This window comes from Chloroflexus sp., assembly GCF_056331925.1.
In genome coordinates this window covers 13,011-37,398 of sequence record NZ_JBWGQH010000035.1, presented here as the reverse complement: position 1 = coordinate 37,398, position 24,388 = coordinate 13,011, and the positions used below count along the sequence as shown (strand labels likewise).

The following is a 24,388-nucleotide window of genomic DNA, read 5'->3' as shown; positions in this document are numbered from 1 at the left end:
TACCGCAGGCATTATACCGGTGAGGATGCGATGGTGACAAGTGGATTAGTCGTACATTATTGCACACACGCTACCCACTCCGGTGCGTAGCGATGGAGGTCATGGCGTAAGCGGAGGAGAGCCAGATCACCGGCTTTAGCTTCGAGCATAAGATCGAACGGCGGTAAGCCACGACTTGCCGCGAGTAAGGCAAGCGCGTCTTGGGCAACGATAAAATCGGCGTGTTGGCCGGCGCGCGGTGGTAGAACGCGGGTCGTACCGTTGCGACCCGGCAGCAGATGGGCCTCGCTTCGCTGACTACTTAGATGTACTTCAGGTCGCACGTCGTGCGGCCACGTTGCCAGACTCAACCCGAGGGCAAGTGGCAAACTCCATCGTTCGGGATTGTGTAAATGAAAATGGAGGTAGTCGAAGACAATCGGTACCCCGATACGAGCGGTCAGCGTCAGCAGCATACGTAGTGATGGTCCACTACTGGTATGTTCGATGGCGGTGCGTCGGCGAGCGGGTACCGACAATGCCGACCAGCGTCTCGCGAGGCGGAGGAGCGCTTCGGCGTTGCCGGCTGCCGCATGGATGACCAGCGTGTGGGTGATCGTGTTTGGTTGATCGAGTGCGACGAGCAGATGAGTCGCCATTTCGATGGTGCTTATTGTTTCGGCGGCGACTCGATCATCAGGGTGACTCAAGTTGAGGTGTGGATCGAGATGGAGACCGAGGCGGATTTGCTGTGTGCTGAGGCGTTGGCGGAGTAGTGCGAGCTGGGTAGCGCAATCGGCCAGATCTGCCGGCGTCATGTGGCGGGGGGCGGCAAAACGGTAAAACCGAATTGCCCGCCGTTCAAGGTATGAAAGGAGATCACTGAGTTGCGTGAGTAAGACGCTTAGATGGGGTGATGCACCACCGGCAAGGCCGGGTTGTTGCACGGTGCGAACAGAAAAGCCTAGACGGATCATGCCCGTGCCACCTCTTCAGATATAGTCAAGTGAGCAGTGGATCGGTTTTATCATTCCACTGCTGTTGCTATAGATTGTAGTACATATGTTCGATTTTGTCAAAAGAAGCGGTCAAGTCTGCGTTTCAGAGCCGTGGTTTTGTCGTGAGTAGTAGACTGTTGATCGCCAACCGACGATGGCGGCGGGTATAGTAGCGAATCTGGCGAGGTAGATTCTCTTCAGCGGGTAAGTCTTGTACTTGGGCGATCAGCCGATCGGCGATACGCTGGATCACCGTCATCTGTTCGGCTGAAGACAGGCCGCGTAGTTCATCTCCCCACGGCACGGTACATACACCTTCGACCACCACACCTACCACTTCGGGCCACAAAGGACTGTATTTCATCCAATTAACGGCAAGGCAGAAGCCGGGACTGGATATGGGTAATCGTTCTCGGGCAATGGTGAAGAGGTCGGCTAAGTGACCAACCGCGATGACGAGCAAGATCGGCGCCGTGATGTTCGGGAGATGGTGTAAGTTCAACAGCGGTAGCTCGAGTAGCTGAGCCAGCGCAGCAGCGAGTGGTTTGCTGGTTAGATCAGGCGCAACAATCCCGCCTAACTGCCATTTGCTGCTGCGAGCAAGTGCGACAAAGCGTTGGATGGTACGCACGATATCGTGTTCACGCAGGTGATAATCGTGTAGCGGATGGATGGTGATGCCGTCATCCATCGCCGAACCGAGGCAGATGACACCTTCGTGTACGTAGAGGTCATCTTTGAGACCGGTGCATGTGTGGAACTCACGCCGCCGCTCAATACTCTGCAAACATGCCAGCAGCTCAAATTGGTCTTCTGCGTGGGGGGCGAGTGCCAAAGCGTGCTGCCAGGCTTGTTGTGCTTCATCAAACCGCTGCAATTGAAAAAGACAACGACCCAGGAGATGAAAGACCGCCCAGTCATCGTAGTAACGTTGGCGCGGCCCTTCGAGCATCGTCACCGCTTTGGCGTACTCACCACGTGCTGCGTAGATGTAGGCTAATTCGAGTTGCGCAGCCGTATCATTCGGATCAAGCTCAAGACAACGTTGGAACTCTCGTTCCGCTTCGTCGTACCGTTCAAGTTCGACCAAGACGAAGCCGAGGTTGAAACGGGCAAAGTAGTCGTCGGCGAGAGCAGCGACCGCAGCAAAGGCGTCGGCTGCTTTTGCCAACAAGCCTTGCTGCTGATAATGGAAGGCCAGCGCGTTATGGGCGTCACGCATTGTTGGGTCGGCGGCAATCGCTCGGCGAAACTGGTCGAGGGCCTCTAGCGGGCGTTGGGTGCGTTCGAAGGCCAAACCGTACCGTAAATGGCGACGACTGGCGACGCGCTTCATCTCATCGGTCATCCTAAGCCTCCTCGCCCAACCGGTGTGGGCGATGGTTGCGCGTTTTGTCGTAGGGGAGGACGCGCAACCGTAGTCACGGTGAAGCTGCGCTGCTCATGGCGTTGTTGGGCAAAACGGTGGCGAGCGCTGCAGCTTGGGTTGCTAGAATCTGTTGAATACCACGTGCAGCAAGATCTAACAGCGCATCAAGTTGGGCACGTGCTACCGGTGTTCGTTCGGCTGTTGCCTGTACCTCGATAAACGCACCGTTGATGTTCATCACGACATTACAATCGAGATCGGCCTGACTATCTTCTTCATAGCAAAGATCAAGCAGGAGTGCGTCCCGAATCATACCTACACTGACTGCGGCCAGCGGGGTGAGGGTTGGGTATGTTTCAACTGCACCACTACGTACCAAATGATCGACGGCGAGTGCTAACGCGACGTACCCGCCGCTGATCGACGCGGTACGGGTGCCACCGTCAGCCTGTAGCACGTCGCAGTCGATGGTGATGGTTCGCTCACCGATCGCATGTAAATCTATCGCTGCTCGCAATGAGCGCCCGATCAGGCGTTGAATCTCTTGGGTTCGCCCACTTGGGCCGTTACGTTCACGACGAGACCGTTGTAATGTCGCCCGCGGCAGCATCGCATATTCTGCCGTAACCCAACCACCCTGTTGACCGCGCATCCACGCCGGTACACCGTCTTCAATCGTTGCCGTACACAGGACGCGCGTATTGCCACACGCAATGAGTGCCGATCCTTCCGCGTAAGGAGCAGCACCGATCTCGATAGTGATAGGACGCAATTGATCTGGTGCCCGGCCATCACGTCGTACCATACCGATTTCTCACTCCTTCCTTTTGAATATCATACCATGTGTAACTACACCCAACAACGCACATTTACTCAACTTTTCGACATAATGTGCCGAATTTGCCAAAGATACCAGCAAGCGATACTACGGTACGGTCGCCAACGTTCACCTAAAGCACGTAGTTCACGCGGCGACGGTATCTGTGGTAATTGATAGACAAGGCGAGCGCCATCCCGCAGTCCAAGATCGTCGGCAGGTAACATGTCAAGCCGGTCGAGTGCAAACATGAGATAGATTTCAGCCGTCCATCGTCCAATCCCGCGCACGTTGGTTAGCGTTGCGATTGCCGTTTCATCGTCGAGCGTCGGGAGCAGTTCGAGGTTGAGCTGTCCATACACGATGCGCTCGGCTAGATCGCGTAGGTAACCGCTTTTCTGCATCGAGAGGCCGGCAGCGCGCAGCGCCGTCGTGTCGGCAGCCAGTATCCGTTCCGGAGTCAGTTCACCGAGGAGGGTCGTTAGACGATCACGGATTGCACGCGCGGCAGTCAAGGTGAGTTGTTGGCTGATAATCGCATAGGCGAGGGTGGCAAAGCTGTGCGGTTGGCGTTGGAGTTCGAACGGACCAATCTGGTCAATCCACGGTGCCAGCACCGGATCGACGGTGCGGAGATGGTTGAGAGCTTGTTCCATAGGAATACCAAATGATAGTCCACGACGATTATTGCGTAGCAGTGCCACAATAGTGTGATCATTGTACTCGATGTTCAGATGAAAGTGGCTATTGTGGTGATTGCTCGGGGGGATGAGTCGCTGATGCTGTAGACCCGCGAGCTATTGGCAATTCGCTATGGGATGCTGATACCAAGCAAAACCGATCTCGCTTAGCGCGATTGGCTCGTGCTGGGGCGTGATGCGATCCAGGTGTTGGGCAACGATGGAGTGATCGGGAGCTACCGGTTGCGCTAATCTGTATGCAACTTTAACTGCACTGTTGGCGTCGTACCATTACCGTTTTCCACTCCGGTAAGGGAGGCCGCGTGAGGAGATTCAGTAACGACTGGTTGGCGGGGAGAATTGGGCACGGCTAGGTAACAATGACACTGACGGAAAGTTTGCCGTGTGGTGATGGGATGACAGCACATTGGAATGTACCGTACCTACCATCGAAACGCAAGAGTTCATCACTGTCGTCCAACCGCACGACTGTTTCGGCCTCTCACAGCGTTGTTCGTCGCACTTCTAGCTTGGCACATTATGCACCGACAAGGTGACGTTCGTGTTCTAGTGTGATAGGTGCGACAATCCTACCGCGCGGTTGGACAAGCGTAGATCAACCATGCTAGACTGTGCAGAGGATGGCCAACATACGGAAAGGAGATAACCTTGGCCGGTAATCAGAATGAACTACGTCGCTTCGGCGCCGCTCTGTTGATCGGAATAGCGGCCGGTTTAGCGGCGCGCTACTATTTCGACTCTCGTGCTCGCAATGAAAGTCGGGTTCCCAGCGGCTTGATCGACTGGGAGCAGGCCCGTCAGGCGGCATTACGTTTGTCGCAGTGGGAACAAGCTCCGGTTGACGATCGCCATGTTCGCCGCCAACAGTACGCCCAGATGGTGGCGCAAAGTGAACCTCTCATCGCCGAGTATCTTGGCGTGCAATTACCCGAACCGGTCAATCGAATTTTTGTTTTCGACCGGCGGGAATGGCTCGAAGCGAATATTGTTTCATTTAGCCAGCTCTTCCGCCCCCTCGAAGAGGTGTATGAAAAGAATGGTGGCGGGCGTGGTGCGTTGGGGGTGATGGTCAACGATGTCAGCAGTAAGTTGCTGGGGATGCAGATTGGTGGTCTCCTTGGGTATCTGGCTCAGCGTGTGCTCGGCCAGTACGACTTAAGCCTCCTCTCGGCAGAAGCGACCGGTGGTTCGCTGTACTTTGTCGAACCGAATATTGCCCGTGTCCAGCAGCAACTCGGCCTGAACGATACCGATTTTCGGCTCTGGATTACGCTGCACGAGATGACCCATGCCTTTGAGTTTGAAGCGTATCCGTGGGTGCGTCGCTATTTCCGTGAACTGATCGAGCAGAACTTTACGCTCATCAGCAGCCAAATGTTGGGTAACGGCAATAATCTGATCGATACCATGATGCGGCTGGTACAGGGGGTTGGGAGTGGCCAACATTGGATCGAATCGGTATTGACACCTGAGCAGCGGGTGGTGTTTGATCGGATTCAGGCACTGATGTCAATTATTGAAGGTTACGGCAACCATGTGATGAACGCGGTTGGTCGGCGATTGTTGCCGAGTTTCAGCCAGATCGAACATCAGATCGCGCAGCGGCAGCGGCAGCGAACGTTACTCGATCAGATGGTCTTTCGCTTGACCGGCCTCGATCTCAAGCTAGCCCAATATCAGCAAGGTGAAGCGTTTGTCAATGCGGTAGTGGCCGCGCGTGGGATCAGATTTGCCGGTCGCGTCTGGGAGCGGCCAGAACATCTGCCATCGATGGAAGAGATCCGCAATCCAGCGATGTGGATTGCCCGCATAGAACGTATGTAGGAACGTTCGCGGCGATAGGTTGGCACACTGCGATGACCGGCGTGCCAACCGCAGCTATCGTTCACCGCTCACCGATGAGCGCCAACAGAGCGGCTTCATCAAGCACCGGAATACCAAGTTGCTGGGCCTTCGCTAACTTGCTACCGGCATTTACCCCCGCTACGACATAATCCGTCTTCTTACTGACGCTATCGGTTACTTTACCACCGTGTGCGATGATCAGAGCGCTGGCCTGCTCGCGGGTCAGCGAAGGTAACGTACCGGTAAGGACAAACGTCTTTCCGGCGAGCACATCACTCTTCCGTTCACGCTGGGGGCCGGCGTTCATCTGTACTCCTGCCGCGCGCAACTTTTCGATCAACTGCCGATTTTCGGGGCGGGCAAAGAAATCAACAATACTTGCCGCAACCACCGGCCCAATTCCGGGAATCTGCTCGAGCTCTTCTTGGCGAGCATTCATTATCGCGTCGAGTGATCCTAAGGCGTTGACCAATGCTTGGGCTGCAACGGTACCAACATAGCGAATCCCTAAGCCAACGATCAAGCGGTCGAGTGGTCGTTGGCGCGCAGCGTCGATTGCGTTTAGCAAGTTCGCGATCCGCTTCGGACCAAACCCTTCTAACCCGGCAAGATCCTCTGCTTTCAGGTAGAACAGATCGGCTACATCACGCACCAAACCGCGTTGTACAAACAACTCAGCCTGTCGTTCACCCATTCCAACAATATCGAGTGCGGCACGGCTAGCAAAGTGTTCTAGCCGACGGACCAACTGCGCCGGACAAATTCCAAAATTGTTACAACGCCAGGCCGCCTCACCGGGTTCGCGTTCAAGTGGTGAACCGCAGGCCGGACAGTGTGTTGGAAACTGCCACGGTCGCTCGCTGCCATCACGGCGGGCCACAACCGGCCCAACTACATACGGAATCACGTCACCGGCCCGTTTCACAATGACGTAATCGCCGATCCGAATATCACGCTGAGCGATATAGTCGGCGTTATGCAGGCTCGCATTACGCACGATGACTCCACCGATCTGTACCGGCTCTAACTCGGCATTCGGCGTAACGACACCGGTTCGTCCGACATTTACCGTGATGTTGAGCAAACGAGTGATAGCCTCACGCGGTGGAAATTTAAAGGCAATGGCCCAACGCGGATCACGCCCAACCACGCCAAGTTCACGCTGCTGGGCAAAATCGTCAATCTTGATGACCATCCCGTCAGCTTCGTAGGGTAATTCATCGCGACGGGCCATCCATTGTTCGCAGTAGGCCAGTACCTCATTGAAATCGGTAAAACGACGGACATCTTGGTTGACCGGAAAACCGAGCATCCGTAGGTAACGTAATGTCTGCCATTGACCGGTCAGCTCGACCCCTTCGACCGGACCGACACCGTAGGCAAAAAAGCGCAGCGGACGAGCGGCAGTAATCGCCGGATCCTTTTGGCGAAGTGAACCGGCGGCGGCATTGCGTGGGTTGGCGAAGATCTTCTCACCGGTAACGGCCAGACGATCATTCAGCGCCTCGAAGTCAGCGGTACGCATATAGACCTCACCGCGCACCTCGATCAGTGAGGGTAACGCAGTGGGTAGATCTCGGTCGTGGCCGCCATCTGGTGGGTGCAACAGTAGTGGAATGCTACTAATCGTGCGCAGATTCGCGGTCACATCTTCACCGACCTCACCATCACCGCGCGTTGCACCTTGCACGAATTGGCCGTCACGGTATGTCAATGCTACTGCCAGCCCGTCGATCTTGGGTTCGACCACATAGGCTACCGCTGTATCCTGACCGAGTAAGCGCAGCACTCGATCACGCCAGGCCAGCAGATCGGTTGTGGTGAAAGCATTGCCAAGCGAGAGCATCGGCTGCAGATGTTGCACTTTCGCAAACTGACTGGCCGGTATGCCGCTGACCCGCTGGGTTGGTGAGTCGGGGGTGATCAATTCTGGATGCGCCGCTTCTAGTGCGCGTAGTTCGTTCATTAAGGCATCGTATTCGGCATCGCTCACAATGGGATCGTCGAGGACGTAGTAGTGGTAATCATAGCGACGAATAAGCGTCCGCAGCTCATTGATGCGTTGGGTCACGTCGATTTGATTCATGTGCAACTCCAATGTCAGGTAGAACTCCACCAAAGGTACTATCTAAGACCTTCTGAAAGTAGTACTGTTGGGGGGTTGCGAAGAGGTAAAGAAAACGTTACCATAGAAATACCCCCCCCCACACGAGACCCGCTGGCAGTTGCCAGAGGGTTTCGTGTTTCTAATAACGAGATACTCGAACATTCGTGCATATTGTACCATAGGCTATGCCGATGAAATCTCTCGGCACATGCCGTCCTCTCCTCAGACTTCTTCCTTTCGGGATGAGATAGTGACATAGCTACCGCTATTGTATGCCGATACATAATCCATCGTTGTGGCAGAGATACGGGATTTTTGTATTCACGTCAAGTCATCAGACATACCTTCCTCGCATCATAGTGCAGCTTGTGATTACAGCCTGTAGAGGAGCAGTACGTAATCAATAGTTAATAGATCTCAACCGTAAATACTGCATTCCAACGCTGTAAAGTCTCGTTCGGTGTTGAAACGTCTATTGTTGGGCAACAGAGGTGCATGGTATAATTCCGTCAACATTAATTTTAGTGAAAGAATCCACGAACTATTGAGGGTAACCGATGGCTGCATGGTTCATCTTTTGGGTAGCGGCGATCATCGCGATTGGTGGTCAAATCCCGTTGATTGTTGCGGCGTGGCGGCTGTACCGTCAACCACCGACGGTGCCGGCTCATATACCGCGGAGTAATGGTCAGGCCGATCTCGCTTGGACACTGGTTACGGCGTTGGCGACGGTCGTGTTATTTGGATTCGCGTATCTGGCACTACCTTAGGCGCACCCTATCAGGATAGTTGCCGATGAGTTTTGCGGTACGTGCTGCACCTCGCTAGCGTTACCACAACGCATTGATTGTACGAAGTCGGAGATGCATATGGCCGTGCGCACTGTTGTTCGATTGCTCATCGTTGGATTGCTGTTAACGTTAGCAACCATCATCTCTGGTGCGCTGGTGACGGTATCGGCCAGCGCAACAGCTTGTTCGTCGTGGCCGTTATGTCTTGAAATCGTGAGCGACGGTGGTAATCCCCTCGTTTGGATTGCAATGTCTCACCGTCTGATTGTTGCTCTGGCGCTGTTGGTCGTCCTTGCCGGTACGTGGGCGGTATGGCGATCCACCGAAATAGAAGCTCCTCCGCGTTGGACGGCACTGGTTGCCGTGTTTCTCTTCTTATCGCAAGCATTAGCCGGAGCTTTACTCGTTTGGGGTGTACCGGCAATGGTGGCCGATATCTGGCACCTTTCGGGGGCACTGATGGCGTTCGGAGCACAGGTATTAACCTTATTACTTATTGTTGTTCCCGTTCCATCTGCGAACGAACGTTTGTCAGGGCGTACTGCACAAACGCAGCGCCGTTTACGCGGGTTAGCGGCATGGACAGCGGCGGCTGCCGGCGTGGCCGCTCTGGCGATTGGGGCGCGCAGTGTGGCTCCGGCAGTTGAAATGGCTGTTGGGTTGCCGGCAAACAGTGTTGGTGCATTGAGTTTTGCCGCATTGTTGTCGGGATTAATGGCAGTTGAGATTCGACGGCGATTGCCGGTAGCAGCGCAATCTTCGGTAGTAGCGATGGCGTTGCCGCGCTATAGCCCGCTCTTGCCGATCTTAGCTCTCATCGCTCTCGCCGGTCTGTGGCTTCCTGGCGGACATCTGCTCAGCCTATCGGCAGCGTCGTTGCTCTGGGCCGGTGCCTTAGCCGCCGCAGTCATCATCCACCGTACACCGCTCCACTTTATGACGGCGATAGCTCCGTCGCGGCCGGCATCTAAGTGGCGCACTGTGATCGCCGATTACATCAGTCTGACGAAGCCCAAAGTGATTTCACTGTTGTTGGTGACAACGTTGACCACGATGTTCATCACCGAGGCTGGCTTGCCATCGTGGTGGTTGGTCTTATGGACGATGATCGGTGGCTATTTGGCAGCCGGTGGCGCTGGCGCGATCAATTGCGCGTTTGATAGCGATCTTGACGTCAACATGGGGCGCACCAGTCGGCGACCGGTACCGAGTGGGCGCATCTCAGCTCGCGCGGCGTTCATCTTCGGCGTGATCCTGAGCGTGTTGTCGATCATTGTGCTTTGGGTCTTTACCACGCCATTAGCCGCCTTCTTTGCCTTCCTCGGCATTATCTACTACGCCTATTTCTACACGAGTCTGCTTAAGCGCAGCACATGGCAGAACATTATCATCGGGGGTGGTGCAGGGGCGATTCCGCCGCTCGTGGGATGGACGGCGGTGACCGGTTCGATCAGCCTGATGGCAGTGGTGCTGTTTGCGATTATCTTCTATTGGACGCCACCCCACTTTTGGGCTTTGGCGTTGGTCAAGCAGAAGGACTATGCCCGTGCCGGGGTACCGATGTTGCCGGTAGTGGCCGGCGAAGGTGAAACGCGCTGGCAGATTCTCGTCTACTCGGCTATCATGGTTGCGGTATCGCTGCTGCCGGTAGCAATCGGTGCGATGAGTTGGATCTATCTCGCCGGTGCGCTACTGTTTGGCCTGCGCTTCATGCGTGATGCCTGGGCAGTGTGGAAAATTGGCGATCAGGCGGCGATCTGGGGCCTGTATAAATATTCTCTGCTCTATCTGGCCCTGGTGTTTGCCGCCATGGTGGCCGATCGGTTGATCCTTGGATAACGGTTTGTTGATTTACGAAAGCTCCGACTAGCAATTTGGGTTGAGTTGGTGTATACTTCATCTATCGAAGCAGATAGCTACGCTGGTGGCTATGTAGTACCGGTAAGGAGTTTGTCCATGACGATGATCGGTGTCGACCAGATTGGTGTGCAATCAACAAACCCACAACCACTGCTGATGATTAGCGAAACGGCTGTTAACCGGTTGCTGAAGATGATGCAGGAGAAGCAACTGGAAGGATATGCCCTGCGCGTCTTTGTCGCCGGTGGTGGCTGTTCGGGTCTCCAATATGGCATGACCTTCGATGATGAAGTGCGCGAGGGGGATAACGAGTTTTACGCCGGTAACCTGCGCGTATTGGTTGATCCGATTAGCGCCAATTACTTGATCGGCGCGTCGATCGATTTCGTTGATACACTGATGGGTGGCGGCTTCAAGATTGATAATCCGAATGCCGTTTCGTCGTGTGGTTGTGGTCATTCATTCCGCGCCCGCGATACCGATTACAGCGAAGATGATGATGATGCGCCGGTTGGTGGTGGGTGCGGTACCTGCGGATATTGATGAACAGGTGACTGGTTGAAACGCACGGCCAACCGCTACGGTTGGTCGTGCGATCATTATTCCATGATCGTTTGATCGTCACGTATAATACCGCTCACCGGCACAAGTGCGGCATAACGTTTGTCCGTCGCGTAATATCTCGCGGGCGTTGATAATCTCTTCCCCACAACGATCACACATCGCGCGAATTCCGTTACGGCTAATGATCGCCTTCAGATCGACGGTTAACGTTACCGGTTGGGCAATCAGCAGATCCGTCACCGGCATCAGTTGGTACGCGATCAAGTAGGCGTGCCAACGACTACGGGCATCGGGTGCGTATTGACGGGCCAAGGTTCGCGTGTTCGGATGAGGGGCAATTCGCACGGCGTTGCCGGTCTGAGTATCGACAAACGTTGCGGCAACTTTGCCCTCATCGATGAGCCGCATCGTTCGCCGGCCGAGCCAACAGCCGGTAGCAACACCGATTCCGTCGGCAAAGCAGCCATCAGTTTCAACGAAGACATAGAGACGCTTGTTGGTCTGGGGTAACGGTAGATTGAGTAATTCACCCGCATACATCCCCATCCGTGCCCCTAGTACCTGTCGTGGACAGAGGTGACGGTGCATCGCCGATGAGCGGCGCAAGAACTCGGCGAGAGGTTCAGGGGCGACAAGCCATTGTAACGAAGCGGAATCGATGAGTTCGTCAATCGACACAATCCTTTCTCCTTTCTGGGGATGCAGTGCTTCGGTAGTGATATGATACCAGAACATTATGCTTCCTGACAACTAAAGCAAGCGGGAGGACGGGTCACGTCCTCCCGCAGTCGCTATAGCCGCACCGGTCTACGCTATCCAACTCGCTCTAGCTTCACCTTCGAGTCGTAGAAGACGGCACTCCCACCTACCAAGTCACTCAGCGTAACGTTGCCGAGTACCGGATCGACGCGCATTGCGGCATTGGCATGGACGCCGGCTGCACGCCGTGGGTCGGCGGGAATAGTGATGCCGTCGATCACGATCTCACATGCTCCACTCGCGAAGTGTCCCCAACCGAGCGGGAAGGCGATCACACCGGGACGAATGCCTTCGATCACCTTCACCTTCCCGATCATCGGCTTCCGTATCCCGTTTCGCAGATCCCATACCCCGTCGGGATTACTCGCCGAACTAATCCGTACTTGGTCGCCATCGCGTAGCCCCAGTCGTTCGGCATCGACTCGATTGATTAAGATGCGGTTTTCCGGCATCAACGCTAGCAGCCAGTAATTGGCAATCCCGCGCGCCTTAGCCATCATCACCTCTTTATAGGTAATCAGGTGGAGATCATAGCCCTCGTCGACGATGGGCGTTCCATCGACTGCCAGCCCAGGCGGGACATAGGTCGGGTAGCCGATCAGATGTTCACCGGTCATTGAGTTGATCGTACTCGCGGTTTTTTCTTGATAGAGGTTGATCTGTTTGGCGTAAGGATTGCCGGCCAGATCTCCTTTCCATCCCTGTTCATACGCCTGATAGCGACCACCGCGGTTAAGCACATAGACGGTCTGCCGCCAGAGTTGTTCATCGTTGCCGACGGCAGCCCGCCACTTTGCTTCGTCAAAGACACTCGATGGTAAGAAGCGTCGGGCTTGACGGAAGACCGCGAGTTCGGTATCGTCAGCCGGTGGTACTCCATCGCTACCATCTTCCTTTTCGCCAAACGCAATATTGGCCACCAACTTCAAGTAAAGGTGCTCTGGTCGCGTAAACGGTATCCCTTCACCAAAACCGTTGGGGCCAAAACCGGGTAAGTTGAGTCGTTCGGCGATGGCGAGGACGAGCGCCTCAAAGCTAAGCGGAATCTCTTCGCCGAAGACCTTGACGGTCGGCCAGTGAGGCAGACTCATTGCCGGCTGGCGAATGTTTTCTACCTTCCACGGCACGCTCGGATGCGATCCGTGGAATTCCCAGCGTTCGAGGAAGCTCAGGTCGGGAAAGATGTAATCGGCGTAGGTGCTGGTTTCACCGACCATAATATCACTCGTGATAATGAGCGGGATCTTCTTGGGATCGGCCAATATCTCGATCACCGTTTGTGCTGCCGGCAGTGCATAGTTGATCGCCGACATATAGAACATTGCGACCTTAATCTGGTATGGGTATGCGTCACCCATCGAGGGCACATCTTCCTGATAGACATCGGTTGCGAGCGGGAACCATGGCCGTCGTGCCGGATAACCGTTAAACAGCGTCGATTTCTCGTAAGCGGTGTTGGTGCGCAGCAGGTCAATGCCGAATGGCGCGTTGGCGCCATTGTTCATCTTTTCGATTAGGAATGGGCCTTTTGCCTTGCTCCCCAGTCGGTCATAGGTGGTAGGCTTGATCAGACCACCACGATGGTCAAAATTACCGATGAGTGCATTCAAGGTGTAGAAGGCGAAATTGGTGTAGAAGCCGTTGGTATGTTGCGATGCGCCGCGGTGGATATCGGCGACGGCACGGGTGCCGTGGCTAGTGAATTCACGCGCGACAATGATAATATCTTCCTCTGTTACATCGGCGATCGCTGCCCACTCTGCGATCGTATGCATGCTGGCCGCTTCATAGATAATCTGCAAGCCACTCTTGACCTGAATACCGTTGATCTCGGTATTCACCAGCAGATCACCCATCACCGGTGTAGCTTCGGGGTTGTTCGGGTCGATCGGGGTTGGAGCACCGTTGACTAGTGCGACGAAAGGATCAAAGGCGAAGTTGGTACCATCGGTAGTGACGTACTGTTTCGTCTTCTTCCCTTCGGCATCGGTCGTTTCGACGACGGTTGTCAAACCGATGTCACTCGCGCGGAGGAATTTGCCCGGTGTACCGTCTTTGATCTTGACCAACCACGTTGCGTTCGTCCAGCTCGGCTCGCCGATGGCAGCAGCGGCAGCTTTGTTAGCAGCGGCGAGAAAAGTGGCGTTATAGCGTTGTTGCTCGATGATCCAGCGGATCATCCCCATCGCGAAGGCTACGTCAGTACCCGGCTTGATCGGGATCCACTTCCACGCTTTGCTCGCCAACTTGCTCAGGCGTGGGTCAAGGACGACGTACCGCATGCGGTTGCTAATCACGCCTTGAGTAATACGGGGTGATTGCGGCGTCGGGCCATAATTGGCTTCAAAGTGATTCGTTCCGGCAAAGAGCACAAACTCAGCGTTCCCCAAATCGGCTTGCCAGTAGAACTTTTGACCACCGGTGAATTTACCGGTTGCCGGATCAAACTGTTCGCTCATGGCCTTACCGGTGAAGTAGAGCGAACCTTGGCAGATGGTAGTATGGCCGTTGGCATTGACCGAGCCAAAGCCACTCTTGACGAACCGCTGCACCAAGTCACCACGTCCGTTCTTCAAGCGTCCCCAAATGAAGGCAAATTGGTTATTCTTTGGCCCTAAATCAGGATGATCGGGGTCGATCAATACATCGAGATGCTCGGCAAAGTCACGCTTGAACTGCTCGACCAGTGCGGGCTTCTCTTCGGGCTTCGCGGCGAGAATATTGTTCACTGCGGCGGCCATCGCTTTGGCCAGATTTGCATCTTTGAGCGCATACAGTGCGCGTAACCCTTCGACCGGCCCTTCGCCAAACAGATCGCCGCCTTCGACGATCTCGGTGATTGCCTGCTCAAAGTCAATCGTAATCCATTGACCGGCTCCGCGTGGTGTTCCCGGTTTGCGCTTGAGAACGCGGGTCAACCGGTACGGATCGTAGGCGGTCTGGATACCGGCCTGTCCTTTCGGGCAGAGTGCGCCATCAACTGGCCCGATAGAGCTAATTGGGGTCGTGTAGGGCAAGGGCGGTTCCATTGTCCAAGGGCTATAGGGGTTACCTTCAAGTTTGGCGGCCACGCCATCGAGCAACTTGACCTTGAGGCCACAGCCGGTATTGCACTGCAAACAAACGGTTTGGATCGAGTTAGCGGCATCGACCAGTGGCAGATCGATCGGTTCGCCGCGTGAGAGGCTAGCGAGCGGACCACAGCCGGCCAAAGCTGCGCTGCCGCCGAGCAACGCCGAAACTTTGAGGAAATCGCGCCGGCTGATACCAGAGCCGGTAGGCGTTGGGGTGTCGTGTTGTCGTTTCATATCAACACTCCTGTCGTAGTCGCAGGTGTTCTACTGCAATGACCTAATCGGCTGTGCCGACAGATTCGACCGGACGGCTAAAGAGCGGTAAGCGATCGGCGCCTATAACGAAGCCAATAGTAGCGGCGCCGACAATGCCAGCGGTCACTGCCCATTCCATCAGGCTTGGGCTGTAGGTAAAGCTCAGGTGTGGGCCGTGGAAGGATTCACCTAGACCTCGTAGTTCGGGCAAGGTAAGTGCTGGGAAAATAATATTGGCGCGGGCGACGGCCAAGCCGAGCAAGACACAGACACCCATCAATCCGGCAGCAAAGCCGTTGTTCCTTATCGGTGTCGTAAGAACGATCAGTGGCAATAGCATACCAAGGCCAATTTGCAGCAACCAGAAGGCCCAACCATAGGGGCCAAACAGCACCAGATTGATTGCCTCGGCACCGTGACTGCTATTCTGGTAAAGCGCCTGCGAGACGTCAGTCCACAGATAGTACCCTTTAACCAGCAGCAGTATCACCAGCCCTAACCCCAAGACATGCAACTGTTGCGAACGGCGTGGATCGCGTACCGGGCCAAACCAGCCGATGGCGATCAGCATCAGGGCAACGCCAGAGGTGAGATTAAAGACAGGAAATTGGGCCGGCAAGTTGCTGACGTGCCAGCTTACCCGGTTCTGGTTGACACCAAGCAATGCTCCGATACCACCGCTGAGAAAAATTGCTAACACGAGACCAACGATCATGATCGGCTTCAGCCAGCGTGAGGGTTGGGGGCGGAAGCTGAGCCAGAGGCTGACGATTACGATGATGAGAAAGATGGTATACCCCCAGATCAGTTGCGCCATCACTGCCCCAAAGTTGGGCTGGAGGTAGACTTTCCAAATCCGTGTCATATGACCAAGATCGAGACCGATAGCAGCCAAGCCGGCCGGTAGCGTGACCAATGATCCCCACAGGGCCATCCGGCCACTACCACGGAACAATGGCAGTTCAAACAACAGATCGAGGGTTGCCAGCATAAAGCCGCCGGTGGCAATGCCGGCAAAAAACATATAGAGTGCCACCCACAGCCCCCATACCACATACGAGCCGTAGTTGGCGTTCATATGCCCGTAGACAAACCGGTCGTACAATCCCCACATGCCAATGAGCAGGCCAAGAAAGCCAGCTACATAGAGGAGTCGTTTTAGCATAGGTCTGCTCCTCATTGCAAATAATACACACGCGGCTCAGTACCAAGTTCCTCTTTCAATCGCATCACATTCGGCTTCGCGATCAATTCGCTAACAAGGCTTTCAGGATCGTTCGCGTCGCCAAAGAAGGTTGCCCGTCCAATGCAGGTCGTCACACAGGCCGGCAATTCGCCATTTAGCACGCGATGCATGCAGAAGTGGCATTTACGCACATTGCCAACCGGCGAGTCATGGGCGTCGTGACGAGGGTGCGATTTCCCATATTCAAACGTGCTCGCTTGCTCATAGCTCACTGCTTGCTCTGCCCCAAACATCACACCGGTGGTGGTCGTATTGGCAGTGTAGGTATAGCCAAAGTCGAAGGTACGAGCACCGTAGGGGCAAGCGGCGATACAGGCGCGACAGCCGATGCACTGCTCATAATCAACCGCAACGACGCCATGCTCGTTGGTGTATGTGGCCGAAACAGGGCAAACGCTCGTGCAGGGTGGATTATCACACTGCATGCATGGTCGAGGGACAAAACGGCGGCTTACATTAGGATACCGTCCGATCTCTTCTTCTAACACCGGACGATAGACCACACCGGGCGGCAGTTTGTTTTCAGCGACGCAGGCAATCGTGCAGCCGTGACAGCCAACGCAGGCGCGCAGGTCAATCACCATCACCCAGCGTCGTTCGTTGACCGGCTTGGTTAAGGCGCGCAACAGATCGGTGCGCATCCGTTCGAGGAGATCGACCGGCGTCCCGCTGAGGTTCGCAGCCCGTAAGCGGGCAATTTCGGCTTCATACGCCGCCAATGCCTCTTCAGGGGTTAAAATGTCGATCGATTCGTTCGATTTCCCGGTCGCGGCTGGTAAGCTCGCTTGCACCGAAGCCGCCGCAAGAGCGCCGGCGCCGGCCACTAGCGCGCCAAGCAAGCCACGCCGACTGACCGGGGTGAGCGGAATGGTGGGTTGTCGAGACATAGGCTACACTCCTCGTCACTCGCAGATTACCGCTAAGCGTACTGTACGGCGTTTCTTGTGCTGGCGATAGCAGGAAAAATGTGGTACTGTCGGTACCGTTGTCGGGATTTTCCTGACAAAGATGAGACATTGCGATTCGGCGTCAGCAGCACGCTTTAAAACATACCTATGCGCTCCGGATACTAATGCTTGTCGCACGTAGCCCTCGTCGTCTAGTACGAACTGTACCTACATTCTTTGTGACAAAAGGATCGTACCATGCGAGGTTGGGGCGCATTAAAAAGATTTCGCAACTGATAGTGAAAGTTAGGATATGCCGCACGGTAAATCGCTCACATGCAGTTGCATCGTTGTCTACCCTGAAGCGTGGAGTATGCCATCGTGACAGTCTCTCGTCTTGAACGCTATCAAGCTACTATCTACCTCATTGCCATCGCCGCTGGGCTTGCTATTTGTCAACGTTGGCCTATCTTAGCTCCCATCGCAGACCAAGCCCTCTGGTCGTTGCTGGCTCTGTTGCTCACCGTCACCTTCCTCCAGATTCCGCTGCTGCATCTGCGCGAAGCGTTGGTTGACCGGCGATTGGTGATCCTATTATTTGTTGGCAATTTTGTGCTCATTCCGGGCATCGTCTGGTTACTCCTCCACTGGTTGCCACCTGATGCAGCATTACGGTTAGGAGTAGCGCTCGTCTTGTTAGTGCCCTGTACCGACTGGTTTATCGCCTTTTGCCATCTTGGCGGTGGTGATACCGCGCGGGCATTGGCGGTCACACCGCTGTTGCTGATTGGGCAAGGGGTTCTTTTACCGTTGTATCTCTGGCTCATGCTTGATCTGACGACACTCGATGTGATTGCCGGCTTAAATATTTGGCCGGCACTACTGATTATCTTGGTTCCGCTACTCGTTGCGATCAGTGATGAGCGCTGGCTCGAAGCCCGGCCAGAGCGATAGGTGTGGCGGCAAGAAGTGCTGGGCTGACTGTGCCCCTGCTAACATTGGTTGTGGGTGCAATTGCGGTATCGCAGGCTCAAGCGGCAATGGCGGCGCTCGCGGTTGTCCCGGTGGTGACACCGGTATTCGTTGTCTTTCTATGCATCGCGACGCTGCTAGCCTCCCTATTGCACCGGCTAGGCCGCTTACCGACCCGGTCAGGACGGGTGCTGCTATTCAGTTTCAGCACCCGCAACTCGTTTGTGGTGCTGCCGCTGGCGCTTAACTTACCGCCGGGGTGGGAGGAGCCGGCGCTGGTGATTGTGATGCAGTCGTTGGTCGAGTTGATCGGGATGGCGGTGATGGTGTGGGTCGGGTCACGATGGTGGTACTCCCACCATAGGAGGCACAGTGCTGCTGTGCCCCTACCCACGACCAACAACCACGCTTGCTGCAACGCCAACACAATCAGTACCGCAGCAAAGATACGGGTCAACGTCAGGCTTTTGACCCGCTGTGCCATAAATGCAGCACCAGCTTGTGCTCCGAGTACAGCCGAGATTGAGGTCAGGATCAATAAAATAACAACCAGTCGAAGCGAGCGTCAAGCAGATGGCTTGCAAACGTCGAAAAGGAGGGTAGCGTGACAATCACCGCGTTGGTTGCCGCAGCAATGCGGGCAGTGTAGCCTAGTAGCACCAATGTCGGCATCAGCAGAAAACCGGGGCCGACCCCTAAGAAGCCGGCAAAAACACCAATGGCAGCACTGGCGAAGCCGGCCTTGACCCGTGTTGCGTCACTGATAACGGTGGGTTGGCTGTCGTCTTATGTCGGTGGAAAGGCCATGCGGTAGGCGAGGAACATTAGTACCCCGACATAGATCCACCAGATGGTGGTTGTCGGGACAAATTGTAAAAGCCATACCCCGATTGGTGCAACGATGGTGGTAATGATCAGTAACGGAAGAGCGGTGCGCCAATCGACCATCCCTTTGCGTGCCAAGGTAACTGCGCTGGCAATGGCAGTGATGCTGTTGAGCCACAGTGAGAGCGGCATAATCTCGTGCTTGAGTTCGAGACCAAAGAGGCCAAGTACCGGTGTGGTAACAAGTGCAACACCGAGACCCATCATTCCTGATAGAAACGACAATCCAAACAACAGTATGGTCAGGATGAGCATAGAACATCGCCAGCCTCACTATGCTATACAAGTGGCTCAGGGATCGTTGTAACATCTTATCGGAGATAGCACCTCGTCGCTGTCCGTAGCTGAGTGCTCATTGTGCGAGTCGGGGCAATACCCATCACTGCACCTTTCTTCGCCTTCTTCAGCGTAGTGTCTAAGAGCCAGATCGTTGCGTGCGAGTCGTTAAGCGCACTGTACGTATCATTCCGTGACAAGCAGATGCCCTTCCCCGTAAGGAGAAGGGCAATAGTACTGCTAGTTCGCCATCACCACATTAAACAAATACCCTACCACTACAATCCCGCTCGCCACAATGCCGACAAACACGGCAATCAATTGCGGCTTCAGCACGCGCCGTAAAATAATCATTTCCGGCAAGCTGAGCGCTACCACCGCCATCATAAACGCAAGCACCGTCCCTAGAGCGGCCCCTTTTGCCATCAGAGCCTGTACTACCGGAATGATACCGGCAGCGTTCGAGTACAGCGGTACACCTAAGATTACACCTGCCGGTACCGACCACCACGCATCGCGGCCTAGAATACCGGCCAATGCGTCTTCAGGCACGTAACCGTGAATTCCGGCACCGATGGCAATGCCAATGACCACATAGAGCCATACCTTGCCGACAATATCGCGTGTATTCTCCCAAGCGAGCCTGAACCGTTCAGTCCACGTCGGGTTTTCGATGGCAATCTCACCGGTACCACCACGAATCTGCCAGACAAAATCTTCTACGAATCGCTCCATTCTCAGCCGTCCGATCACTAGACCGGCCACGATCGCTACAGTCATTCCGGCTACGAGATAGAGCATTGCTATTTGCCACCCGAACATCCCGAATAGCATGATCAGTGCTACTTCGTTGACCATTGGCGCAGCGATCAAGAACGAAAAGGTTACACCAAGCGGAATGCCCGCTTCGACAAAGCCGATGAAGAGGGGTACTGCCGAACACGAACAGAAAGGGGTAAGTACGCCTAGTCCGGCAGCCAGCAGATTGCCGATCCCTTCGCGTTTTCCGCCCAACCACGCCCGTGTGCGTTCAGGACTAAAAAACGAACGCAGGGTACTAATGACGAAGATCATCCCACTCAAAAGTAAGAGAATCTTCGGGACATCGTAGAGAAAAAAGGCCACCGACTCACCCAAATGTGAGCCTTCTGCTAAACCGAATAGATGATACGTTAGCCAGTTGGCTAAAGGCTGGATCACGTTGTACGCGATGAGCCACATGACTGCTGCCCCAACGACGATCAGCCACGCGCGGCTGTCAGATTGACGAGAAGGTTTGGTAAGAGTCTGTTCCATTGCTGTTGTCCTCATCGGTAGGGTCTAACCGGATATGCAAAAAATTGCATATCCGGTCGGAAGAAATTGGGCGTAACCGCCCACTCGTTGTACCTGCAAAGCCAATCCTAACTGCGGATACTACTGCTTCAACCAGTCGGCAATCTCCTCTTCTGAGGGGATGCGTCCTGATGCAACCAATACGTTATTCACCACCAACCCCGGAGTACGCATCACATTCCAGCGCATAATTTGCGCGTAGTCGGTAACCTTCTCGACAGAAGCTTCCAGTTGGTAGCGCTGGATCACGTTGCGAACACGCGCTTCCAGCTTTTGGCAGTTGGGACAACCGGGACCAAGTACCTTCACATCGACCATGGTTTCACTCCTTGTTCTAAGATGATAGAATGAGATATACATTGCGGACACGAACACACCGCCGAATTTGGTTGCCACGGCTCGGCTTCGCCGACGAGGTTGCGCGCCATATCGAGGAGTTCGAGCACCTCACGGTGGATGATCCGATAGTAGATATTCGGTCCATCGCGCCGGTCGCTGATCAGGCCGGCTTTACGTAAGACGGCTAACTGCTGCGATACATACGCTTGGCGTAGGCCGAGCACTGCTTCGATATGGCATACGCACGCCTCACCCTGCCGGAGGATCTCGAGGATCTGTATCCGAACGGGATGCATCAGCGCTTTGAACAGGTGAGCCTGTTTGGCGGCGATTGTGTTCTTCATAGTTGCTATGATATGCGATTTTCTGAATATGTTCGTTAAGAGATCATAACAGTAATCGTTGCGATGTGATAACGCTTTGGGGTTGTGATAAAATGAGCTAATTAGAACGGTGAGGTTGTTTTCGTGAAGTCCTTACATGGACGATAAGGAATATGGTATGCATATTCGTGATCTAGCTCGTCAGACTGGCGTATCGCCTAAGACCATCCGTTACTATGAGCAGATCGGTTTGCTACCACCACCGCAGCGCGCTGAAAATAACTACCGTTGCTATACCCACGCTGATGTCGAACGGCTGCGCTTTATCGTTGGTGCACGTAGCCTTGATCTCTCATTACGTGAAATTGCCGCCATCCTCGCTCTCAGCGATCACGGTGAAGCACCTTGTACCGAGATGATAGATACGCTCGATCAACATATCACCGCGATTGATCAACGTATCGCCAATTTGCACGCATTACGCAATTTGCTGATCACGCTTCGTCAACAGGGTGACCGGAGTGCAACGCTGTGGGAAGATTGTGTCTGTGCGCTGGTGCGTGATCGGGTGCTTACCACCGGGCATAACACCGGCTCAGGCAGAGGATAAAACCCTCTGTATCGCTGTATGCTCGTTCGTCATATTTCCACCAAACCTACACCCTCTCAACGCCTACCTATTCACCTGCAACCTTCCACTCACCGGTCACAACGCGCACCGGTGCTGGCAACCGGATCGAAAGTAGGCCGGCCATCAGCACAAACCCTGCTGAAGCCCAGAGACACGCTATGAGACCGCCGTACAGACCGTTCTGCATCCCCCATTGGTACAGCGCACCCGACAAGACAGTACCGACCAGCCGCCCTAGTGCATTCGCCATATAGTAGAAACCGACATTCATCGCCACTTTCGTATCATCGGCGTAGGCCAAAATGAGATAACTATGCACTGCCGAATTGAGTGCAAAGATGACACCAAATGCGAGCAACCCGATCACCACCGCAGCAGTCGGCGCAAAACCAACGCCAAGCGCCAGAGCAATTGCCGCTGGAAATGCAGCCAGGGCAAATGCCAACCACATTGCAGTGCGTCCATCAGGCGCACGCGCATCAGTTACACGCCGTCGGATAAGTGCTGGCGTGGAGGCTTGTATAAAGCCGTAGCCAATCGTCCATGCTGCCATAAACCCACCGGCCAGCCAAAAGTCCCAACCGAGCACGGTGATAAAAAAGACCGGTAACCCGACCACAAACCAGACATCGCGCGCACCGAATAGAAAGATCCGTGCTGCGGCAAGGAGATTAACCGCTCGGTTGGGTGAAAACATCTGCTTAAACTTGGCCTTTTTATCGGTGCTGCCTAGATCGCCGCTGATCGCACCGACCGCACCGATCAGTGCTACCAACACCAACGCCGCTAACAGCAGCAACGCGGTCTGAAAGCCAAACAGCGTCAGCAAGAGCGCACCGACAAAGAAGCCTAGTCCCTTAATCGCGTTCTTCGAGCCGGTGAGCACACTCACCCAGCGGTAAAGTTGACCCTCACCCTCACCGGCCACCAGCTTTACCGCACTCTTCGATGACATCTTGGTCAAATCTTTGGCAATACCCGACAACGCTTGCGCAGCCATCACGTAGGGAACCACTAATAACGATGGTGGAGCAAAGGCAAGCATGCTGAGCGCAACCAGTTGTACGGTGAGACCGGCAAATAAGGTTATCTTCAGACCGAATCGCGCACCAAGATAACCACCAAACAGATTAGTGATCACACCAAAAATCTCGTAGAACAAGAAGAGCGAAGCCACAGCAAATGGCGAATACCCGAGCTGAGCAAAATAAAAGAGGACTAACATCCGAATCGCGCCATCGGTGAGCGTATCCGCCCAATACGCGACCGTAACCAAGAGGTAATTCCGGCGATCGGCTTGTCGCTGGGTAGACGTTGTCGTTGTACCGGTCGATTGGAGTGGTTTCATCGCGCCATTGCCACCTTTCGCGCTAATTCTACATACCGGTTTGCGTAGCCCCACTCGTTATCGTACCACGCATAAATTTTCACCTGTGTGCCATCGGTGACCATGGTACACAATGAGTCGATAATCGCAGAGTGCGGATTTGTCAGAAAATCGATTGATACCAGCGGGCGCGTCTCGTAGGCTAAAATACTCTTCAGCGAGCCTTCGGCAGCCACCCGCAACAATTCATTCACTTCGGTGACGGTGGTTGGTCGTGTGACTTCAAACACACAGTCGGTCAGCGAAGCGTTAAGTAGGGGTACCCGCACCGCTTGCCCATCGAGCTTTCCTTGCAATTCTGGGAAGATAAGACCAATTGCCGTTGCCGAGCCGGTAGTTGTGGGTATAAGCGACAAGCTCGACGCCCGTGCCCGTCGCAAATCTTTGTGCGGTTGGTCATGCACACTCTGGGTGTTGGTTGAGCTGTGGATGGTGGTGATCATACCGTGGCGAATGCCAATACCTTCGTGAATGACTTTCACAATCGGCGCCAGACAGTTGGTCGTACAAGAGGCAGCAGTCAGCAGATGATGGCGTGTCGGATCATACTGGTGATCATTCACCCCCATCACTACATTAAGCGCCTCGCCCTTCACCGGTGCAGCCACAATCACCTTCTTCACACCGACAGCGAAGTAAGCTGCTAACTGTTCAGAGGTGCGAAACTTCCCCGTCGCCTCCAGCACGATCTCAACTCCGACGGCTGCCCACGGTACCACTGCCGGGTCCTTGATCTGGCTATAGCCAATTGCATGACCATCGATAACCAACCGATCACCCTCATCGTGAACCTCATGCGGCCAGCGTCCATGCGCCGAGTCAAACGTCAAGAGATGCGCCGCCACCGATGCATCGCCACCGATCTCGTTGATGTGGGCAAACTCGAGTTCTGGCCAGCCCCACGCGGCCCGGAGCGCCAACCGCCCGATCCGACCAAAGCCGTTGATCCCAACCCGCACCACTATTGTGCCCTCCTACTTTATATCAT

21 protein-coding genes and 1 pseudogene are annotated in these 24,388 nt (G+C 54.7%); 6 read left to right on the top strand and 16 right to left on the bottom strand.

Going from position 1 to position 24,388, the window contains the following annotated elements; genetic code table 11:
• Nucleotides 1-56: 56 nt before the first annotated feature.
• The 4 genes from AC01ZF_RS15930 to AC01ZF_RS15915 all read right to left on the bottom strand — a co-directional run bounded on the left by AC01ZF_RS15930 (nt 57) and on the right by AC01ZF_RS15915 (nt 3,819).
• Nucleotides 57-956 carry a UV damage endonuclease UvsE gene (locus tag AC01ZF_RS15930; protein ID WP_424674399.1) on the bottom strand — a complete coding sequence of 300 codons (900 nt, stop codon included), beginning with the start codon at nt 954-956 and terminating at the stop codon, nt 57-59.
• A 124-nt stretch (nt 957-1,080) separates the two neighbouring features.
• Nucleotides 1,081-2,325, bottom strand: a complete 1,245-nt coding sequence (locus tag AC01ZF_RS15925) for a tetratricopeptide repeat protein (protein ID WP_424674398.1) — start codon at nt 2,323-2,325, stop codon at nt 1,081-1,083.
• 73 nt (nt 2,326-2,398) lie between these two features.
• Nucleotides 2,399-3,151, bottom strand: coding sequence for a ribonuclease PH (gene rph / locus AC01ZF_RS15920; protein ID WP_424674397.1), 753 nt, complete (start codon nt 3,149-3,151; stop codon nt 2,399-2,401).
• 68 nt (nt 3,152-3,219) lie between these two features.
• Nucleotides 3,220-3,819 (bottom strand): DNA-3-methyladenine glycosylase family protein, encoded by a 600-nt coding sequence (locus AC01ZF_RS15915; protein ID WP_424674396.1) that lies wholly within the window; start codon nt 3,817-3,819, stop codon nt 3,220-3,222.
• 693 nt (nt 3,820-4,512) lie between these two features.
• Between AC01ZF_RS15915 and AC01ZF_RS15910 the strand changes: the two genes are divergently transcribed.
• Nucleotides 4,513-5,688 (top strand): zinc-dependent metalloprotease, encoded by a 1,176-nt coding sequence (locus tag AC01ZF_RS15910; RefSeq protein ID WP_428112850.1) that lies wholly within the window; start codon nt 4,513-4,515, stop codon nt 5,686-5,688.
• A 61-nt stretch (nt 5,689-5,749) separates the two neighbouring features.
• Here AC01ZF_RS15910 and ligA read toward each other — a convergent pair whose 3' ends face one another.
• Nucleotides 5,750-7,795, bottom strand: a complete 2,046-nt coding sequence (gene ligA / locus AC01ZF_RS15905) for an NAD-dependent DNA ligase LigA (RefSeq protein ID WP_424674394.1) — start codon at nt 7,793-7,795, stop codon at nt 5,750-5,752.
• Nucleotides 7,796-8,373: 578 nt separating this feature from the next.
• Here ligA and AC01ZF_RS15900 point away from each other — a divergent pair.
• From AC01ZF_RS15900 to erpA, 3 genes are all read left to right on the top strand, one after another.
• The gene (locus AC01ZF_RS15900; protein ID WP_424674393.1) at nt 8,374-8,586 is read left to right on the top strand and encodes a cytochrome c oxidase subunit II; all 213 of its coding nucleotides are present in this window, start codon (nt 8,374-8,376) and stop codon (nt 8,584-8,586) included.
• Nucleotides 8,587-8,685: 99 nt separating this feature from the next.
• A complete protein-coding gene (locus AC01ZF_RS15895; protein WP_476575493.1) occupies nt 8,686-10,446 on the top strand; it encodes a heme o synthase in 1,761 nt (586 codons plus the stop codon).
• Nucleotides 10,447-10,563: 117 nt separating this feature from the next.
• On the top strand, nt 10,564-11,010 hold the full coding sequence (gene erpA, locus AC01ZF_RS15890) for an iron-sulfur cluster insertion protein ErpA (protein WP_424674391.1): 447 nt from the start codon (nt 10,564-10,566) through the stop codon (nt 11,008-11,010).
• A gap of 78 nt (nt 11,011-11,088) precedes the next feature.
• On the opposite strand, the gene AC01ZF_RS15885 is transcribed toward erpA, so the two are convergent.
• The 4 genes from AC01ZF_RS15885 to AC01ZF_RS15870 form a co-directional block, all read right to left on the bottom strand.
• Nucleotides 11,089-11,709, bottom strand: coding sequence for an FmdE family protein (locus AC01ZF_RS15885; protein ID WP_424674390.1), 621 nt, complete (start codon nt 11,707-11,709; stop codon nt 11,089-11,091).
• Between the two features lie 134 nt (nt 11,710-11,843).
• Nucleotides 11,844-15,098 carry a molybdopterin-dependent oxidoreductase gene (locus tag AC01ZF_RS15880; protein WP_424674389.1) on the bottom strand — a complete coding sequence of 1,085 codons (3,255 nt, stop codon included), beginning with the start codon at nt 15,096-15,098 and terminating at the stop codon, nt 11,844-11,846.
• 43 nt (nt 15,099-15,141) lie between these two features.
• The gene (nrfD, locus tag AC01ZF_RS15875; RefSeq protein WP_476575492.1) at nt 15,142-16,284 is read right to left on the bottom strand and encodes an NrfD/PsrC family molybdoenzyme membrane anchor subunit; all 1,143 of its coding nucleotides are present in this window, start codon (nt 16,282-16,284) and stop codon (nt 15,142-15,144) included.
• An 11-nt stretch (nt 16,285-16,295) separates the two neighbouring features.
• The gene (locus tag AC01ZF_RS15870; RefSeq protein ID WP_428112849.1) at nt 16,296-17,252 is read right to left on the bottom strand and encodes a 4Fe-4S dicluster domain-containing protein; all 957 of its coding nucleotides are present in this window, start codon (nt 17,250-17,252) and stop codon (nt 16,296-16,298) included.
• Between the two features lie 381 nt (nt 17,253-17,633).
• Between AC01ZF_RS15870 and AC01ZF_RS15865 the strand changes: the two genes are divergently transcribed.
• Nucleotides 17,634-18,206: a hypothetical protein gene (locus tag AC01ZF_RS15865; RefSeq protein WP_424674387.1), complete on the top strand. Its 573-nt coding sequence runs from the start codon at nt 17,634-17,636 to the stop codon at nt 18,204-18,206.
• 76 nt (nt 18,207-18,282) lie between these two features.
• Here the strand turns inward: AC01ZF_RS15865 and AC01ZF_RS15860 are convergent, their stop codons facing one another.
• The 5 genes and pseudogenes from AC01ZF_RS15860 to AC01ZF_RS15840 all read right to left on the bottom strand — a co-directional run bounded on the left by AC01ZF_RS15860 (nt 18,283) and on the right by AC01ZF_RS15840 (nt 21,403).
• Nucleotides 18,283-18,708 (bottom strand): hypothetical protein, encoded by a 426-nt coding sequence (locus AC01ZF_RS15860; RefSeq protein ID WP_476575491.1) that lies wholly within the window; start codon nt 18,706-18,708, stop codon nt 18,283-18,285.
• A 50-nt stretch (nt 18,709-18,758) separates the two neighbouring features.
• Nucleotides 18,759-19,313 (bottom strand): annotated as a pseudogene (locus AC01ZF_RS15855) (sulfite exporter TauE/SafE family protein).
• A 312-nt stretch (nt 19,314-19,625) separates the two neighbouring features.
• Nucleotides 19,626-20,681, bottom strand: coding sequence for a permease (locus tag AC01ZF_RS15850; protein ID WP_424674385.1), 1,056 nt, complete (start codon nt 20,679-20,681; stop codon nt 19,626-19,628).
• A gap of 120 nt (nt 20,682-20,801) precedes the next feature.
• Nucleotides 20,802-21,038 carry a thioredoxin family protein gene (locus AC01ZF_RS15845; RefSeq protein WP_424674384.1) on the bottom strand — a complete coding sequence of 79 codons (237 nt, stop codon included), beginning with the start codon at nt 21,036-21,038 and terminating at the stop codon, nt 20,802-20,804.
• Nucleotides 21,026-21,403, bottom strand: a complete 378-nt coding sequence (locus tag AC01ZF_RS15840; RefSeq protein WP_428112847.1) for an ArsR/SmtB family transcription factor — start codon at nt 21,401-21,403, stop codon at nt 21,026-21,028. Before AC01ZF_RS15840 ends, AC01ZF_RS15845 begins: the two co-directional genes overlap by 13 nt.
• 157 nt (nt 21,404-21,560) lie before the next feature.
• Here AC01ZF_RS15840 and AC01ZF_RS15835 point away from each other — a divergent pair, with 157 nt between their 5' ends.
• On the top strand, nt 21,561-21,992 hold the full coding sequence (locus tag AC01ZF_RS15835; RefSeq protein WP_424674382.1) for a MerR family transcriptional regulator: 432 nt from the start codon (nt 21,561-21,563) through the stop codon (nt 21,990-21,992).
• 67 nt (nt 21,993-22,059) lie between these two features.
• On the opposite strand, the gene arsJ is transcribed toward AC01ZF_RS15835, so the two are convergent.
• Together arsJ and AC01ZF_RS15825 are read right to left on the bottom strand one after the other, a co-directional pair.
• Entirely contained in the window at nt 22,060-23,361 is a 1,302-nt protein-coding gene (gene arsJ, locus AC01ZF_RS15830; RefSeq protein ID WP_428112846.1) for an organoarsenical effux MFS transporter ArsJ, read from the bottom strand.
• Nucleotides 23,358-24,362 carry an ArsJ-associated glyceraldehyde-3-phosphate dehydrogenase gene (locus tag AC01ZF_RS15825; protein ID WP_476575490.1) on the bottom strand — a complete coding sequence of 335 codons (1,005 nt, stop codon included), beginning with the start codon at nt 24,360-24,362 and terminating at the stop codon, nt 23,358-23,360. Before AC01ZF_RS15825 ends, arsJ begins: the two co-directional genes overlap by 4 nt.
• Between the last annotated feature and the right edge of the window lie 26 nt (nt 24,363-24,388).